This window comes from Providencia sp. PROV261, assembly GCF_028477945.1.
Taxonomy (GTDB): Bacteria; Pseudomonadota; Gammaproteobacteria; order Enterobacterales; family Enterobacteriaceae; genus Providencia; species Providencia stuartii.
This window is the reverse complement of the sequence record NZ_JAMPMC010000010.1, coordinates 291,767-309,107: the sequence shown is the minus strand read 5'-3', so window position 1 is coordinate 309,107 and position 17,341 is coordinate 291,767. Positions and strand designations below refer to the sequence as shown.

Below are 17,341 nucleotides of genomic sequence, written 5' to 3'. Positions count from 1 at the left end.
GAGGACTTACAAACGGGTTTCACGGCTCCCTCGGAGGATGATTATGACGGGGTTGATGTCACTTATATTAATGGCGTGACATGGGCAGAAGAAACCATCCAATGCCGCACGAAAGAGAATCCGACACCGAAGAAGGTCGAAGATTATCAAGCGGATGGGGTGTTAAACCCTACTATTGCGTATCGAATTGGTATGCGTCGACTCATGAAGCATTTGCACCAACGGCTCAGTTATTCAACGGCAACCGAACTGGATGCCCTTTGTTATAACGTGGGGGATCGCATTGTGTTTACCGATGATATTCCGAGCAATAAAACCATCAGCTGCTTAGTGATGAACATGAGTCATGACCAGAAGCAAATTACCCTCACTGTCAATGAGCCGCTTGATTGGTCATTTGAGCAACCCCGCTGTTTAATTCGGTTTCAAGATGGTAGTGCCTCACGGCTTTTGGTACCCACGCAGATAGATGAATACACGTTATCACTCCCCTACAGCAGTGAATTAGATGTTGACTCATGGATAATGGACGACCCGTATATTGAACCCCCACGACTGATATTTTGTTCATCTAAATACGTGGGTTATGACGGCATTATGCGAGAAATTACCCCGAATTCAGACGGCACCTGCCAAGTTGTCGCCAAAGAATATAAAGCCATTTTTTATCAATACGATGACGCTGAATATTCAGCGTAATTAACCCGTAATATTAATCATGAACCTCGCCCTTGTGCGGGGTTTTTGCATTTATAGGTGTCTGTAATGACTCAATACAATACAAAAAATCCTGTCGGTTCTGCGTCCCCAAAAGATGTGAATGATAATGCGATCACCTTAGATAACTTAATTAACTCAACGGATATCACGACAAAAGACCGGCTGGGGAATGACCGTTTAACGATTAAGGGGTTAGAAGAATCCGCTGTATCATCTGGGCCCACCGTTGAAGCGGCAGTGAATGCATGGGAACAAGCAAATTTAGCACGAGAAGCCGCTGAGAATGTCATTCAAGAGTCTGAAGAAAATATTAACGCTATAAAAAATGCAGCGGATACTGCGCTGGATTCATCCAATCAAGCTTCAAAATACGCTAATGATGCTGCGTTATCTGCCTCTGCAGCCAGCGCATCGACAGGGAAGCTGTACGCAAATTTAGCGGACGCAAACGCAGCAATATCGAACGGTGAAATTAAAAGCGGGGAGTATTTTTATATTATTTCACCATCTGACGCTGATTTCATTGATCTCTATAAAAATGAATCCGGTGCACAAGCGGTTGGAAAATCCATGCCAAGCACTGCTGCACTTTTTGATTTAGCCGTATTAGCGAATGCTAAAGTGAGCATCAATCAAAAAACAAACAGCATTGTTGTTGATGGTGATACGGCGTTATTTTTTCAACGAAAAGCAGTAACTATCCCTCGTCAGACTGTGAGTTATCCTCAGGGTGTCAATAATAGAAATGGTTACTTGTACTATGATCCCGTTAGTAAAAAAATCGGCGTTACAGTAGATAACGCATTGCCGCCTGCGGGGCTCCCTGTTATTGCGATTATTCTTTCTAATGCGATTTATATCAATTCAGCATCGAATGATTTCGAGTTTATTGTTAGCAATGGGACAGCCGGTGCTGTATATGGCAAGAGCATGCCAAAAGATGCGCTGGCCAGTATTCTTGATGGCGGGCTGATTACGATTAATTTGAAAGATAAGTTAATCAGCACACACCCAAACAGCAATACGGTTGTTGCGCATTCAACGGGCTACACGAATTTAAAAATGGGGCAATCCGTTTCCTTTTCTGTGACATCTAATGACGCTCTGATTTATGTTTGTATGAATAGTGCTGGGGATCTTGTCGCTATTTCTGCTCCCAATACCCCCGTTAATGTCATCCCGATTGCGTATGTTTACAAGCAAAAGCTCACTGTCGATGCGCCGTTCAATAATATAGAGCTGATTAATGCTTCTGGAGAAGTAGCTTATCAAGCTGCTGGCTACAATTACGGTACCGCACAATTGCTTGAAGACGGCAAAATCACCATCAATTTACAAACGAAAACAGTTGAATGCGTGGGAACTGAGTTAGTGTTGCTTTCCGGCGCTTATGTTGGACTGAAGAAAAAACAAGTAATCAGCTTTACTCAGCAAAACGACAATATCTTAACGTGGGTGTATGTTGATAAAAATGGTGTGCTAGGGGCGACTGATGCGAGAAAGAGTGCTTCACAATTTATTATTGTTGCCGTTGTGTATAAACAAAAACTGTATGCCAATGCACCTTTCAACAATATTGAACTCTATGACACCAATGGTTATTTAGTTCAAAAATCACAATCTCTCAAATTTGATGAAATTAAGCATAGACTTTTATTGCCTTCAACGCTTTACTTGCTTGAAAGTGAGCCTTTGGCGCTTTACAAAGAGTCAATGCTATCTGCTTATCAGCGAGACATGATCAACACACTAACGCTGCAGTATGAGTTGAATGCGCAAATCGCCAGTATCGATGGCACGACGAAGATAACAAGCGCAAACAATGGCAATCTGTCGGTCACCATGATGCACGATAGCAACATGAATGTTCGTTACACCCAAACGATGGAGTTAAAGGTTGCTAAGTCAGATTCACTGCAAGGTAAAACGCTTAAGTATCTTGCTTTTGGTGATAGCCTGACGGAAGGTGGCATGGTGGTTTCCATTGCGGAGGCTGTCAGAAAACTGGGCGGAAGCCTTGTCCCTGTCGGTACCTATGTTTCATCAGCAAATAATAACTTGCGCTGCGAGGGTCGAGGGTACTGGAATTATCGTAACTTCATTGGTAAAAGCACACGCTCTGAAGGCGTTGGTGCACATACATTGGCACCAGCGGGGGCGGCAACAGTGACTAAATTTGCTAATCCAGTTTTAAAGCTGGCCACGCAAGAAGATAAAACCAACCATCCAGACTGGTGTTTCCGATTTACGGGCGCAGCGTCTGAACTCAGTTACGCAGAGGACTCAAATAAAGCGGGGGATTTTTACCTTTTTGATTTTGCACGCTACATGAATGAACACAGTGTTGATGCACCCGACATTATCACAATTGCGCTCAGTACAAACGATATCAACCTTGATAGAGCAGCTTATTCACATGCGGATCGTATCAAGTATTGTCGTTTAGGCTTAGATATCATGGTGCGTCAAATCAAAAAAGCACTACCCAATGTCACGATTGGCATTATTCCTGCTCCGGCATGGTCATTAACAGAAAACGGGGGTGTTCGCTGGCAAGAGGAAACAAGCGAGTGGATCGATGTGTGCATGAATGATGTGAGAGCATTATCCAGTGAGTTTAATAATTTGTATATTGTGCCGGTTTGGGTTTCGATGGATAAATACTCGACTTATCCTTACGCGACACAAACTAACTTAACAGCAACCAGTAACGTGAAAAAATCGACGATCACGGATTGGGTGCATTTTGCTAGCAATGGCCGCTTGCAGTATTCAAGTTGCGTAGCGAATTGGATTGCAAATGCATTGAGCTGAGAGACTCGCTAAGATAGAAGCAGAGCGATTAGCAAAAGAAGCAGCAGAGAAGCAAGCTGAAGAAGAGGCTAAGAAGGCTGAATTGGAAGCTGAGGAAGGCGGTGATATATAGTGTAATTGTGTCGTCATTTTACCGTCATTTTACCGCCATTTTACCTTTTTAAAATTTCACCCACAAAAAAACCAACCCTAAAAGGTTGGTTTCTCTATAAAAAGTTGGTCGGCATGATAGGATTTGAACCTACGACCCCCGACACCCCATGACGGTGCGCTACCAAGCTGCGCTACATGCCGAACTGCGATTAATACTACTCATTTTCCCCATGAAAGCAAGACATTGATTGCACGACTGATTGATTTTTAAACGTTAATTTTCATTAAAACGCTTAAGCTCTGTGAAAATCTTCAATAACTGTGCAAGATCAGGTTTTTGGTCTTTAACTTCTCGACCTTGCAGGTCATAGATACTAAATTGACCGTTATGATCCATATATAGGGTCGCACTATTGGTCGTGATCACTACATCATTGTCATCGCCGGTAATAACCCACGGGTATTTACGTTCTGGGCTAAATAAATCTTCCCCTTGGCTATAATCCTCAGGCGAGTTAGACACATGCAGTAACCGTTGCATAATCGTCGTCAATACGTCTTGGTGGCTTGTCAGCTTATCAATTTGTTGACTCGGTGTATTAGGCCAATAGATAAGCAGTGGAACCTGCATTTTTTCCCGCTCAAAACGTTTATTACTAAACCAGTTTGTCGTGTCAGATTGTTCAGCATTATTATAATTCGCTGTAATAATAACAATCGTATTTTTCAAGCGACCATCACGTATCAGTGACTCTATTACTTGATTGATTTGTTGATCCGTCTGGTTACTTCCCGGTTTACCTTTAATATTTAAGAAGGAGAACCAAGGCGATTCATTTTTTAAACCTTTTAACCAGGAATCCCACTGAGAAATTGTTTGTGCATCACTATCAGCCGCTTTTGCAGGTAATGAATAATCGGCCAAGATAGCTTGACGGAAAAGCGGGGAATTAAAGCCATCGGTAGAGAATAGGCCGAATTGATACCCTTGTTTCTGCAATGCTTGGATAAGCACAGAGGCATACCGCTCATTAAGAATATTATCAAAATAGCTGGATGAGATACCATAAAATAGGCCAAAGAGAGCAGTATCGTTACGTAAACCCGTCGTATAGTGGTTGGTGAATTCGGTACTCATCTCTTTAAATGATTTCAGCGATGACATGCTATTTTGCTGTGTTTTATTGCCTAAATCATCAACAACAACTAACAGCAGGTTATAACCCATACCTTGGTCATAGTAGCTGAGCGGTTTTAATGGATACTGGATTTTTAGTGCAGTAGGGCTACCTTGTTGGAAAACACGATTTTGATGTTCTGATAAGTCCAGCAGACCGTATTTATCAAGCAGTTTCCTTGCCGTCATAGGTTGTGACAGCGGGTAATTATAGCGTTGCATGGTAATGGGGCGATAGAAATTAGCATCAGACCATGCATACATTAGGTGCGACATAATAAAGGTTGCAATAAATATCCCCGCAAGTGGCTTACCAAAAGTTTGCCTGTTTAAACTGCGTAACTTTTGCCAACTCCACGTTGCAAATAGCATTTGAACGAGAAAGATGATTGGGATGGTGATAAACATGAGTTGCCACTCGCGAGCCATTTCACCTTTGTCAGGGTTGATGACAAGATCCCAAACTTGTGGCGTTAGGTGTAGGCCAAATTGGCTAAATACCCGAATATCAAAGAGTAATAATGTGGTGCCAACGGTGGCAAGGGCAACACAAATCAGCCTCAGCAGCCGCTGAGACATCACAATAAAGGTCAGAGGAAAGACAATGAGCAAGTAGCAAGCAAAAACGACAAAGCTAAAATGGCCAATCCAACTGACGAAGGCAAAAATACGCCCAGCTAGCGTATCAGGCCAATCGAAAATAAACAGATAGCTACTGCTTAGCCCAAGGCTAAGCAGTATATTGAAAAGTGCAAACCAGTGCCCCCAACTTATCATTTGGGAGACTTTGTCACGGTAGCGCTGCTGGGTCACCATACTGTTTATTTCATTAGTCTATTTAGTGAGATTGATCTTCTTTAACAGAAGACAACAAAGCGTTGGCGAAAGAGTCTGCAATCATTTTACGTTGAGTTGGCGCAACAGACGTATTAAGCAGATTGGTCACCATATTGCCTAACACCATAAGTGAAAGATCTACAGGAGTATGGTTTTTTTCTAACACGCTGACAAGTTCAGCAAGCAAAGTTTCAACTTTTTCATCACTATAGCGAGATGACTGTGGCATAAATTTCGACATCCTAAATTAGTTAAAGCTCACCTATGATAGCGTATAGCGGGATGTTTTTCTTCATTCTTCGCAAGAAATTTATATTCAAGTGAGAATAATGCTTATTAAGATAATTTGAATGAGTATTAGTTCAATTTTGCTAAGTAAAAATAGGTAGAGATGACGGTTTCAGTTGCAGATAAATAGCATCAGTGTTTGAATACGCGCGACAATATTTCTGCTTGAACAAGGAGCCTACAATGAGTCTGGAAATTACCCAGATAGCTTTACATCAGTTGATCAAACGCGATGAACAAACACTCGAAGTGATGTTACGTGATTCTCTGTTGTCAACCGATAACGTTGTGCAAGACATGATGGCAGAATTACACCGAGTATACAGTGCGAAGAGCAAAGCGTTTGGCGAGTTCAACGAAGAGAGTGAGCTGGCGGACGCATTGAAATTATTGCGCAAAGGTGAAGAGGAGTTTCTCGGTTTTAGCCGTGCAATGACCGTGCGCTTAAAAGATGAATTGGCAAAATATCCCTTTGCTGAAGGGGGCGTGGTGCTCTTTTGTCAATATCGCTACCTCGCGGTTGAATATTTATTAATCGCGGTATTAAGCAGCTGTGACAGTATGTTCGTGACAGATAACCTCGATTTATCGACGACACATTATCTGGATATCCCTCATGCAGATATTGTAGCGCGTATTGATTTAACTGAGTGGGAAACGAACCCAGAGTCAACCCGTTACTTGACCTTTTTAAAAGGGAGAGTAGGGCGCAAAGTTTCTGACTTTTTTATGGACTTTTTAGCGGCGTCAGAAGGTCTAAATGCAAAAGCTCAAAATAAAGGCTTAGTACAAGCGCTAGATGATTTTTGTGATAATGCTCAGATGGATAAAAATACGCGTCAAGCGTATCGTCAGCAAGTCCATAATTATTGTACTGAGCAGTTGCAATCAGGGGAAGAAATTGAATTACAAGCGCTATCGAATGAGTTGCCGGTAGTTGAGGAACAAAGCTTCAGTGATTTTGCTCGCCAAAATGATTATCAATTAGAAGATAGCTTTCCCGCAGATAGAGGTACGTTAAAGCAACTGACCAAGTTTTCTGGTAGTGGTGGTGGAATAACGATCAGTTTTGATGCATTACTGATGGGAGAGCGTATTTTTTGGGATCCAGTCACAGATACATTAACGATTCGAGGCACTCCGCCAAATTTGCGGGATCAACTGCAACGTCGTAGTGGCAAATAAGGTAACCACTAAAAATAAATAACGCCGCAATTGCGGCGTTATTTACTCGGCGTCCCGATAAATTCTAAAGCTCGGCTTGTGGCTTTAATTAAACGCGCAGGAAGTCAATGTGCGTCACTTTTGGCTTGAATGGGTGACGTTGAATTGCCTGAACTTTGACTTTAGTTTCTTTACCATCGATAACCAGGCTCAGAACTTCATAAAATTCTGCTTTGCCTTCTTGGTTAATCACTTCATCATGGTTAAGAGTAACAGAGATAGCTTCTTGGTTGCCACCGTAAACGATAGCTGGAAGCTGGTTTGCTCTGCGCAGGCGGCGGCTCGCACCCTTACCCTGCTCTTTACGTGCAATTGCATTAATAGTTAACATTACTATTTCTCTATACAAGAAAAAAATAAAATCCTGCTACAGGCGACCCAGCAGCAGGTTCGAGATTTGGCTTGTTGATGCGTAATTCGCTGACGCGAAACATCCAAGCGGGCGGCATTTTAACGGAAAACCGTCTTTACAGCAATCATAATCTAATCAATATCAGGAGTAGAGTTGGTCGGCAACTCGAAAACGCCCTTGATAATCAAATATTTTTTGGCGGATCTCCCAATAATTTTCCTTCTTACGAGCCACTATAAATTGAGGATAACGTAATAAAGCCTGCTGAGAGATAATGTCATTAGCCGAAGACCAATGAAAAGGAACGCCTGGCGCACGGAAATGTTCCCGCAAGAAATGGTATTCAAAAGCACGGCGTTGCGCCTGTGTATGCAAACGAAAGCGTTCCGAAACGGAGGTGCCATCTTCATCATAGTACGTGATTTTTAGCCATTCACCTTTGTTATCAGCACCATTGGTTAGTGCCATGCCGCCGCAACGTAAGATCAACGCATCTTTTAATTTCAAAGCCGCTTTTAGCATATCGTCAGGATCAGATAATACCCCATCGCATTTTTGGCAGCGGCGAGCGGCAATATCGTTTTCTGCACCACAATGAGGACATTGTTTAAAACGAAAACGGTACTCACATTGCTGCTTTTGACCTAATTCATTCTCTTCCCAGCCTTGGCAGCGGCGACCATAATGCTCGATAATTTGCCCATCTTCGGTGCATTTTCCCCAAAAAGTATTAGCAAACTGACAAAGAGGGCAGAATACCTGAACGGGAACACTGTTGGTGTTAGGCTTAGTTGAACCTACTTCAGGGCGAAAGAGGTCGTGAGGATTCCCTGCATAGTCTAAGATCAGGCACTCGGTTTTTCCCGGTGAAAGGCGCAAGCCTCGGCCTACAATTTGCTGGTATAAGCTGACAGATTCTGTTGGGCGTAGAATGGCAATAACATCGACATGCGGGGCATCAAACCCTGTTGTCAGAACAGAAACGTTGACTAAAAAATGCAGCTTTTTCTGCTTAAACTGTTGAATAATAGCCTCTCGCTCTATCGCGGGCGTCTCGGCGGTAACTAAGGCGGCGGTCTGTTCAGGTAAATAGCCGAAAATTTCTTTTGCGTGTTCAACGGTAGCGGCAAAGATCATACAACCTTGCCGTGGTAAGGCGTATTCAACAATTTGAGCGACAATTTTAGGGGTAATACGTTTTTGTTTCTTAATAGAAAGGTTTAATTCTTGTTCATTAAAAATGCCGGCGGAACTGAGAGAAACTTGGCTAAAGTCATACTGTAATACTGGCATATCAAGGCGTTCGGGGGTGACTAAGAAATGATTTTTAATCATGTAATGCAAAGGTAACTCATAAATGCATTCATGAAAAAAACAGTTCTCATCGCCTCTTATCATGCCGTGATAATGATATTGATAGATCCATCCTGAACCGAGTCGATAGGGAGTGGCGGTTAAACCTAGGATCTTCAATGCAGGGTTGTACTGGCTAAGGTTATTGATAATTTGTTGATATTGGCTTTTCTCATTCGCGCTAATACGATGACATTCATCAATGATGATTAAGGAGAAATTATCATTAAAACTGTCTAAGTTTCGCGCAACGGATTGTACGCTGCCAAAGACGACTTTGCTTTGGGATTGTTTGCGATTTAAGCCAGCAGCGAAAATATCAGCCTCAAGGCCATAAGCGATATATTTTGCATGGTTTTGTTCTACTAATTCTTTGACGTGAGCAAGAACCAATACTCTTCCTCGAGCTAAGCGAGCAAGTTCGGCAATGACCAAGCTTTTTCCTGCTCCCGTTGGTAGCACAATCACGGCAGGTTGCGTGTGTTGGCGAAAATAACGAACGGTCGCATCGACAGCTTCTTGTTGATAGGGACGAAGGACAAAAGGCATATTATTCAGTATTAATTAAAAATAGTAAGTCGCTTAATGTAAAATTTAGGTTAACACAATGGGTTGAGCTAAAAACACGCGTTAATTTTGAGACGCTATCACTTGTAGTTAGTTATTGATATAATAAAAGATGTGAGCACAATCACAATAACCTTTCAATTTTATTTCTAACAACTTAGTTGTCTTTAGGCACTAAGTTACTATTCCATCAAATTAAGAGTGTTTATGCGACTGGATAAGTTTTTGTCCCAGCAATTAGGGATTAGCCGGAGCCTAGTGGCGCGAGAGCTGCGTGCCGGAAAAGTCACTGTAGATGATGAAATTGTCAAATCAGGTGCGGTACAAGTCAGCCCTGAACAAGTTGTCGCTTATGAAGGCAGTGTTTTAGTTCATGTTACAGGCCCGCGTTATTTTATGTTGCATAAGCCTCAAGGCTATGTTTGCTCAACAGACGATCCTGCTCATCCCACCATTCTCTATTTTATTGATGAGCCGCTGGCAGACAAATTGCACTCAGCAGGGCGCCTTGATATTGATACCACAGGGTTAGTATTGCTAACCGATGATGGTCAGTGGTCACATCGCATAACCTCTCCCAAGCACCACTGTGAAAAAACGTATCGAGTTGAGTTAGAAAACGACATTGCTGACGATGTTGCAAAACGCTTTGCCGAAGGCGTCATGCTAAATGGCGAAAAATATCCAACCAAGCCAGCTCAGTTGGAGGTCATCTCTCCAAAAGAAGTGCTATTGACCATCAGCGAAGGGCGCTATCACCAAGTAAAAAGAATGTTTGCAGCAGTAGGAAATCATGTTTGTGGGCTACACCGCGAGCGTATTGGTGATATTTGGCTCGATGATGATCTTGCTCCCGGCGAGTATCGTGAGTTAACCGAAGACGAAATCAACAGCGTTATCGTTCCGCGCTAACGATAAATTATTAATAAAAATAAATAAAATCGTTTCTGGTGTGCGACATATCTTTAAGGTGTGTCGTATCAGGCGAGAGCGAGATAGGAGTTTAAAGAGTGCAACAGCAAAAATCATCCTACATAGGGTTGATATTAATATTAGGCTTATTATCAATGCTTATGCCTTTAGCCATTGATATGTATTTACCTAGCTTTTTAGTGATGGGTGAGTACTTCAATGTCGATGAAGGGCGTATCCAGATGACGCTTAATAGCTATATTTTTGGCTTTGCAATTGGGCAGCTATTTTATGGTCCAATGGCCGATAGTCTGGGTCGTAAGCCTGTGATTTTAGGCGGCGTCATCGTATTTGCCATCGCCTCAGCAGCATGTGCGCTTTCCGAGTCAATCGAATCACTCATCTTGTTTCGCTTCCTACATGGTTTTGCTGCGGCGGCGGCTAGTGTTGTGATCAACGCATTAATGAGGGATATGTTTACGCGTGATGAGTTTTCACGCAGCATGTCATTTGTTGTTTTAGTGATGACAATAGCCCCACTATTGGCACCGATTTTAGGTGGCAAGGTGATGTTATGGTTCTCATGGCATGCCATTTTTTGGAGTATTTCGATAGCGGCCGTGATTGCGGTTATTTTAGTGAGTTTATTTATACGTGAAACGTTACCTGTTGAGAAACGGCAACCCTTTCATTTAGGTAATACATTAAGGCAGTTTGCAACCCTTTTTCGTGCCAAACAAGTGCTGTTTTATATTTTAGCGAGTTCATTTTCATTTGCGGGAATGTTTTCATTTTTGAATGCGAGCCCGTTTGTTTATATTGAACTGAATGGCGTGGCGCCAGAAAATTTTGGTTACTTTTTTGGTATTAATATTATTTTCTTATTCATTATGACCACATTTAATGGTCGTTATGTTAGGCGCTTTGGGGCAGAGCGCATGCTCTACCTAGGGATCATTGTCCAATTCACCATGGGAATTTGGTTACTGGCGACCACGGCAATGGATGTTGGCTTCTGGGCTTTGGTGCTTGGTGTGGCGATTTATGTCAGTGGGATTGCCATGATAACTTCAAATGCAATGGCGGTAATTTTAGATAATTATCCACATATTGCAGGTACGGTTTCCTCATTAGCGGGAACAATCCGTTTTTCCATTGGGGCTTTGATAGGAACTTTACTATCGATGATCCCCGCTAAGTCAGCATGGCCGATGGTTGGCTCTATGGTTGCGTGCGTGGCTTGCTCAATGCTATTTGTTTTATTGGCGAAACGCGCCAAAAAATAAATTAATCCAATAAGACTGGCTGTTTCATGGATGAAACAGTGGTTTCCTTCGTACTTATTTCATTTCGTGACCATCTCTTTTTATATAGTGTTAAGCAAAAATTAATTACTCGGTAAAACCGAATTTTTTGCCAGTAAAATTGGAAAGTATGAATAAAAATGATCTAAATCAATAATCATTTGATAGCGATTTGTTAAATTTGTGTATTAAACTCAGGTAATTGCAGTTAAGTCATAAGTTGGTGGAGTTAGTGAGTTTTCTTCAAAATTACTCAGCTTATTATTAATGCCCGTTTAATAATGTAAAAAAAATGACTAATAGTTAGTCTCGGTGTTGAGTTTTAAGATCAAAAAAAATTTAAAATTTAATATTCATAGTAAAAAAAATGTGCATGCAAGGATTTATGTCACAAAAATTTAACGACACGAGTAATATTTAATGTTATATTTAGGTATGTATATTTAACAAACCCGTTACTTTTGGGCTTTGTCGCGAATTCGGTTTGAACGAAGTTTGATATCGTTTACTGACCTCTAAACATTTATTTAGAGGAGGGAGAGTCAAAGCTTAAGGCTCGTAGGTATCTCGCCATAAAGGCAGCCTCAGCGAAGCGTTGATTAAGTAAATAGCCTTCGTTCAACGAACACTATGATGGTTTAGGTAGCAATAGGAATTTGTTGTGGAAAAATCAGGTCTTTCGGTTGTGCACAGGCTGCCGCAAAGTTACCGCTGGTTATCTGGGAAAATAGGCACGGACGTTGAAGTCGTACCTACAGATGACTTCGATAGCGATAAACTTGTGGGGCTGAAATTACTCAGCCATGACTGTGCTACAGATTGCATTGCAATGAAGCAGTTGTCAGAATCATTGTCTGAATTGCAAATTGAAAGTGCGATTTTAGAATGGCAAAAAGAAATTTGCCTCTTTATTCATGCTAGTGATGAACTTGCCGCCATGTGCCGCTTAAAGGCGGCTGGTGTTGCTATCGCGGAGCTTGAGTCAGGTTTTTATTCATCCTAACATCGCTATTGAACGCAATAAAAAAGCTTCCAGTTTTTAACTTGGAAGCTTTTTTATTGGCAAGGAATTTAAAAAGGTATTATCGGTTATGAACCATTAATGATGCGGCGACCAGCGTAGTACCGTTTGCTCCAATACTCATTGGTCATTTCTGATACGATAACACCACTGCTGGTAGAGGCGTGAACAAACTTATTGTCACCAATATAGATACCAACATGTTTCATGCGGCGACCGGTTTTAAAGAGAACCAAGTCACCTGCTTTTAAATTGTTACGGTTAACACTCTTACCGGAAGACTCTTGCTCTGAGGTCGTACGTGGTAAGGCAACACCAAATTGTTCAATAAAGGTACGTTGCACAAAGCTTGAACAATCAATACCACTTTTTGTTGTACCGCCAAGACGATATCTCACACCTTTCCAATTTGCATATTGATTCATGATCTTCGATTTGGTATCGACGCTTTGAACGAGTTGTTCGAACTCATCTTGAGAAGCCATTGCTAACGAATCGGAAGAACCATTTAACATACGTGGTTCAGAATGAGTGGTACGTTGAGCATTTCTTGAAGAATCAGGGGAAGTACAAGCTGACAGTGTCGCGGCAATTGCTATTGCTGGTATGATGCGCAAAATGTTGCGCTTAAATTTTTCAGATGTTGCCATTATTGTTAATATCCCTTGCCATTTCTTATTGTGTTTTTTTCCACACAACAAACGTAAACTTATCCCTGTGAAAAGCGCATTTTACAAAATGCGACACTGGCTTTTCACAGAAAGCGTTTAATACAGAACAACTAAAACTTGTATATGAGCAAAACGACGATTTGCTGCGTTGGCGACACATTTGTTATGTCAACATAACAACAAACTGTTAAACACTCACCGTTAGAGTTTGGCAGTTGCATACTTATTTCGCCAAACATAGAGAGCATACATAAACGAAAGCAAAATGGCGAGTTAATAAGGTAATAATTTACAAAACATTATATTAAGCATGGATGTGTATCATCTTTTGTACATTTAGAGTTAAAAAAGTGTGTGTGTTATCGTTAGGTACTCAAATAATCGAGTAAAAATAACGATCTAGATCACGCTTTGAGTGAAACAACATTTGCTTAATAGCATAACAGCGTCTACAGGCTTTTTTGAATTGTAAAGAAGTTTAAATTTTTCTAATTGAATAATCTAATACGATGGTGAAGCATACGATATTGCGCCGCAAGATCAAAGCAACGCAATATCGTTTTGCCACTAGTTTATTTGCATATTAGCCAGTTTGACGTGATATTCTCTTAGCATTCGCTGTTCAAAATCGGTAAATCGACGAGTGAGTGTGGCTCGAGCGATTGTAGATGAAAAGTAGTCGACGGGAATTAAGGTCGCACAACCTAGATTATCAATGATAAAAAATTGGCCGTGGGGTTTATAGCCTAATTGATAAACAATATTGTAAGGCTTTAATGCCATTGTCACTATTGCATCTTTAAAAACAGTCTTTTTAAAAATATCATAGGCAATTCTCATATTTTTTTGATGTTTTAAAAAAGCATTTTTATTTTTTAAATAATAATCCAGCGTATTGGATACATTTCCCGCTTTATCTTTTATTAACTGAAATACGTAGCCTGTACCTAACGTGGTTTTTTGAATGCCATAATAATGGGCAATCGCATCTGATGATGATTTATTTCGGTAAATTCGTTTGTAATACTTAATTTCACGTATTGTTTCTCGATCATCTCTATTTGAATGATGAACTTTGACACATAAATCATCACGCTCGGGATGCTGATAACATGCACGTTGCCGACCACTTGCAATCAAGAGGGATGGCGTCAATTCGATGGTTTTTGAAAGTAATGTTTTCATAGTGAATTAGGTTATAAGTCTATTAGTGATCATAACGATTATTGTTAAGGCTTCTATTTCTAAAAATATCCGTACTAATTTTAATAGATTAAACCTAATGGGAGTTGCAATATGTGTGATCGTCTCAAATTTGTGATCAACTTAACTAATTATGTGTTATTTCTTAGAGTTTGAGAAAAATAAAAAACTACGACTGTAAGTTAAATATTGTTTCATTCATTCAAATTAAGATTCGGTTATTCAGTAATAAAAAGTAAAAAATTATTACAGATATAAATAATTCATCGCAGATGACGATAACCTAATTTTAAGCGGATGACTTTTATGAAACTTACAGCAAATAAAATTTCTTTGACAGCGCTATTAGCAATAACCATTTTTAGCTTTTTTCCTTTTGGTAGTGTTCAAGCAAAAGAAAAAAACTATGTTGGCGGTGGAACGATTACCTTTATCGGTGCAATTGTTATGCCTCCATGTCAAATTGGTGCAATTGATGGGCATATTGAAACCACATGTTGGTCTAGCAATAAAGGTAAACCAGAAATAACAAAAACGTCTTTAAAAAAATTGAGAGTAGGCATCCATGAATTGCCTAATAGTCAAGGCACTCAAAGCTTTAAATGGATAAATAAAGAACAGACGTTGGGTGTGTATACACTGACATATAACTGAATAAAAAAACTTAAGCGGTTTATTAGGTAGGAAGTTAGTTTAATTTGTTTAAGAAAAAGAAAGCCCTATGGGCTAATGCCCATAGGTGATATATCTAATTAATCGCAGCGGCCCATATAGCGGCGTTCAGGAATATGAATACGAATTTTTTCACCACTCGTGAGGTATTCAGGGACTTGAACCGTTAGGCCTGTTGCCATTGTTGCAGGTTTTGTTCGCGCACTGGCTGAAGCACCTTTAATTGCAGGTGTTGTTTCTACAATAACCATATCAACGGTTTGTGGAAGTTCGAGCGCCAATACTTGCCCATCCATCGTGAGCACCTGCATGCCAGGCAATCCCTCTTCAGGGATAAATAACAGCTCCTCTTCAATGTCTGCACGTTTAAAGAGATAAGGCGTATAGTCTTCATTATCCATGAAAACATATTCATCACCGTCGATATAAGAGAAGCTAACAGCGCGACGAGTTAAAGAGATGGTTTCTAAAATATCATCACCTTTAAAGCGTTCTTCGACTTTTTGACCAGTCTTAATATCAGTAAAGCGCATTTTATATAAAGTACTGGCGCCACGAGCGCTTGGTGCCTGAATATCGATATCTTTAACCAAGAGCAGCTTGCCGTTGTAACTCACCGCAAACCCGCGTTTGATCTCATTGGCTTTTGCCATAAATAACCTTCTTTATTATCGTCAGAAAAGAGTGCGACAAAATTACTCGCAGATAGGCGATTAGGCAAGATAGGAAATGTACTTTTCAATAAAAAAATCTCCCCAACGGTGATGTTGGGGAGGGTATCATCAGTAAACAGGCAGTAAACCAGATAAGGAGAGTATGTGTGCTACGGCATTAATGACACCAAACAAGATAACAAATAGGATGATACCAATGCCGCCAGGCGCTCTATAACTGTTATTCGGGAAACGCTTACGACTTGCCCTTGCCATCAGCGCGGGCACAATCACTGCCCAAATAGTGGCAGCGAGGCCTGCAAAGCCAATGGCATAAATAAAGCCATTAGGAAAAGCTAGGGCAAATACAGCCGGTGGCAGGAAAGTGATTAAGGCAGATTTTAAACGGCCTTGTTTGCTATCGTTGAATTTAAAGAAGTCAGCAATAAAGTCAAACAGCCCCAAAGATACACCTAAGAATGAACTTGCCAGTGCCATATAAGAGAACAAATTCAAAAACTTCGAAATAAAATCGCTGTTGGTAGACAAATTCATTTGCTTAAGCAGTGCACCAATATTATTGCCGTCCTCACGGATTTGGATAAAGGCAGAGCGTGGAATATTCCCTTGGACCGCATACTGCCACAAGATATAAATGGCAACGGTGATAATCGCACCATAGACAAGGCTACGAACCACAGAACGGCTATCTTTATTATAGTATTTTACAAGCCCAGGAACGTTACCGTGATAGCCGAACGATGTCAGCAAATAGGGCAGTGCAGCGAGGGCATAAGGTAAATAATGTGTATTGCCTTGATCGACTTGGTTAAACAGAATCGAAGGTGAGGCTGTGGTGACCATACCGCCAACTGACATAATAAAGGTGATAACCATACCACCAATTAAAATGGTACTTAAACGGTCGACGGCACGCGTAGATAACCAAACAACAAAGGCAACCAGAAGTGCGAAGAACAATCCAGAAACGGCTTGTGGAACGTCCATTTTTATATAGGAAGATAAATTTTCCGAGATAATCGAGCTACCCGCGGAAATATAAGCATACGTTAAAATATAAAGGACAAAAGTAATGGATAGCCCATTAATTGAGTTCCATACAGGCCCAAGTAAATCTTTAACCATGGTATGAAAACTTGCGCCAGCAGGGTAATTCATATTGGCTTCTAAAATCATTAATCCTGAAAGCAGCATACAAAAAAAGGTATACAGCAAAAGTAGGATAGAGCCTGTAAACCAGACACCGGAGGTCACCATGGGGATTGAAAACATACCAGCGCCAACGGCTGTACCCGCGATGATCATCGCCCCACCTAAGATGGAGGGCTGCTTATTTGTTTTTACTGCATCAACAGACATGGAAACTCCCGATTAATGTTTCTTTGTACTAGCTTAATGATACAGTTGAGACATGTTGATGTAAACAATAATTAAAGCACAAATAGGTAAAATTAAGAGT

15 protein-coding genes and 1 tRNA gene are annotated in these 17,341 nt (G+C 40.9%); 7 read left to right on the top strand and 9 right to left on the bottom strand.

Annotated elements, in window-relative coordinates; genetic code table 11:
• Together PR675_RS07335 and PR675_RS07330 are read left to right on the top strand one after the other, a co-directional pair.
• Positions 1-699: host specificity factor TipJ family phage tail protein (locus PR675_RS07335; RefSeq protein WP_272582711.1), on the top strand; the 699-nt coding region annotated here is incomplete at its 5' end.
• Between the two features lie 66 nt (positions 700-765).
• Positions 766-3,534 carry an SGNH/GDSL hydrolase family protein gene (locus PR675_RS07330; RefSeq protein ID WP_272582710.1) on the top strand — a complete coding sequence of 923 codons (2,769 nt, stop codon included), beginning with the start codon at positions 766-768 and terminating at the stop codon, positions 3,532-3,534.
• A 217-nt stretch (positions 3,535-3,751) separates the two neighbouring features.
• Here PR675_RS07330 and PR675_RS07325 read toward each other — a convergent pair.
• From PR675_RS07325 to PR675_RS07315, 3 genes are all read right to left on the bottom strand, one after another.
• A tRNA-Pro gene (locus tag PR675_RS07325) sits at positions 3,752-3,828 on the bottom strand.
• Between the two features lie 73 nt (positions 3,829-3,901).
• On the bottom strand, positions 3,902-5,620 hold the full coding sequence (gene yejM, locus PR675_RS07320; RefSeq protein ID WP_004920906.1) for an LPS biosynthesis-modulating metalloenzyme YejM: 1,719 nt from the start codon (positions 5,618-5,620) through the stop codon (positions 3,902-3,904).
• 22 nt (positions 5,621-5,642) lie between these two features.
• Positions 5,643-5,870, bottom strand: a complete 228-nt coding sequence (locus PR675_RS07315) for a YejL family protein (protein ID WP_014656193.1) — start codon at positions 5,868-5,870, stop codon at positions 5,643-5,645.
• Positions 5,871-6,112: 242 nt separating this feature from the next.
• Here PR675_RS07315 and yejK point away from each other — a divergent pair, with 242 nt between their 5' ends.
• Entirely contained in the window at positions 6,113-7,114 is a 1,002-nt protein-coding gene (yejK, locus tag PR675_RS07310; protein WP_004920902.1) for a nucleoid-associated protein YejK, read from the top strand.
• A gap of 88 nt (positions 7,115-7,202) precedes the next feature.
• Here the strand turns inward: yejK and rplY are convergent, their stop codons facing one another.
• Complete coding sequence (rplY, locus tag PR675_RS07305) at positions 7,203-7,484, bottom strand: 50S ribosomal protein L25 (RefSeq protein ID WP_004920900.1); 282 nt, start codon at positions 7,482-7,484, stop codon at positions 7,203-7,205.
• Positions 7,485-7,646: 162 nt separating this feature from the next.
• The gene (locus PR675_RS07300; RefSeq protein ID WP_053109889.1) at positions 7,647-9,407 is read right to left on the bottom strand and encodes a DEAD/DEAH box helicase; all 1,761 of its coding nucleotides are present in this window, start codon (positions 9,405-9,407) and stop codon (positions 7,647-7,649) included.
• 225 nt (positions 9,408-9,632) lie between these two features.
• Here PR675_RS07300 and rsuA point away from each other — a divergent pair, with 225 nt between their 5' ends.
• From rsuA to PR675_RS07285, 3 genes are all read left to right on the top strand, one after another.
• Positions 9,633-10,337, top strand: coding sequence for a 16S rRNA pseudouridine(516) synthase RsuA (gene rsuA / locus PR675_RS07295; RefSeq protein WP_004920895.1), 705 nt, complete (start codon positions 9,633-9,635; stop codon positions 10,335-10,337).
• A 98-nt stretch (positions 10,338-10,435) separates the two neighbouring features.
• Positions 10,436-11,623: a Bcr/CflA family multidrug efflux MFS transporter gene (locus PR675_RS07290; protein ID WP_014656192.1), complete on the top strand. Its 1,188-nt coding sequence runs from the start codon at positions 10,436-10,438 to the stop codon at positions 11,621-11,623.
• A gap of 679 nt (positions 11,624-12,302) precedes the next feature.
• Positions 12,303-12,644 (top strand): hypothetical protein, encoded by a 342-nt coding sequence (locus PR675_RS07285; RefSeq protein WP_004920891.1) that lies wholly within the window; start codon positions 12,303-12,305, stop codon positions 12,642-12,644.
• An 86-nt stretch (positions 12,645-12,730) separates the two neighbouring features.
• Here the strand turns inward: PR675_RS07285 and mepS are convergent, their stop codons facing one another.
• Positions 12,731-13,312: a bifunctional murein DD-endopeptidase/murein LD-carboxypeptidase gene (mepS, locus tag PR675_RS07280; protein ID WP_053109891.1), complete on the bottom strand. Its 582-nt coding sequence runs from the start codon at positions 13,310-13,312 to the stop codon at positions 12,731-12,733.
• Positions 13,313-13,900: 588 nt separating this feature from the next.
• On the bottom strand, positions 13,901-14,518 hold the full coding sequence (locus PR675_RS07275; protein ID WP_004920888.1) for a YrbL family protein: 618 nt from the start codon (positions 14,516-14,518) through the stop codon (positions 13,901-13,903).
• Between the two features lie 324 nt (positions 14,519-14,842).
• Between PR675_RS07275 and PR675_RS07270 the strand changes: the two genes are divergently transcribed.
• Positions 14,843-15,190, top strand: coding sequence for a hypothetical protein (locus tag PR675_RS07270; protein ID WP_036940824.1), 348 nt, complete (start codon positions 14,843-14,845; stop codon positions 15,188-15,190).
• 98 nt (positions 15,191-15,288) lie between these two features.
• Here PR675_RS07270 and yeiP read toward each other — a convergent pair whose 3' ends face one another.
• Complete coding sequence (gene yeiP, locus PR675_RS07265) at positions 15,289-15,861, bottom strand: elongation factor P-like protein YeiP (protein WP_004920883.1); 573 nt, start codon at positions 15,859-15,861, stop codon at positions 15,289-15,291.
• A 129-nt stretch (positions 15,862-15,990) separates the two neighbouring features.
• A complete protein-coding gene (gene mtr, locus PR675_RS07260; protein ID WP_053109893.1) occupies positions 15,991-17,241 on the bottom strand; it encodes a tryptophan permease in 1,251 nt (416 codons plus the stop codon).
• Positions 17,242-17,341: the final 100 nt, after the last annotated feature.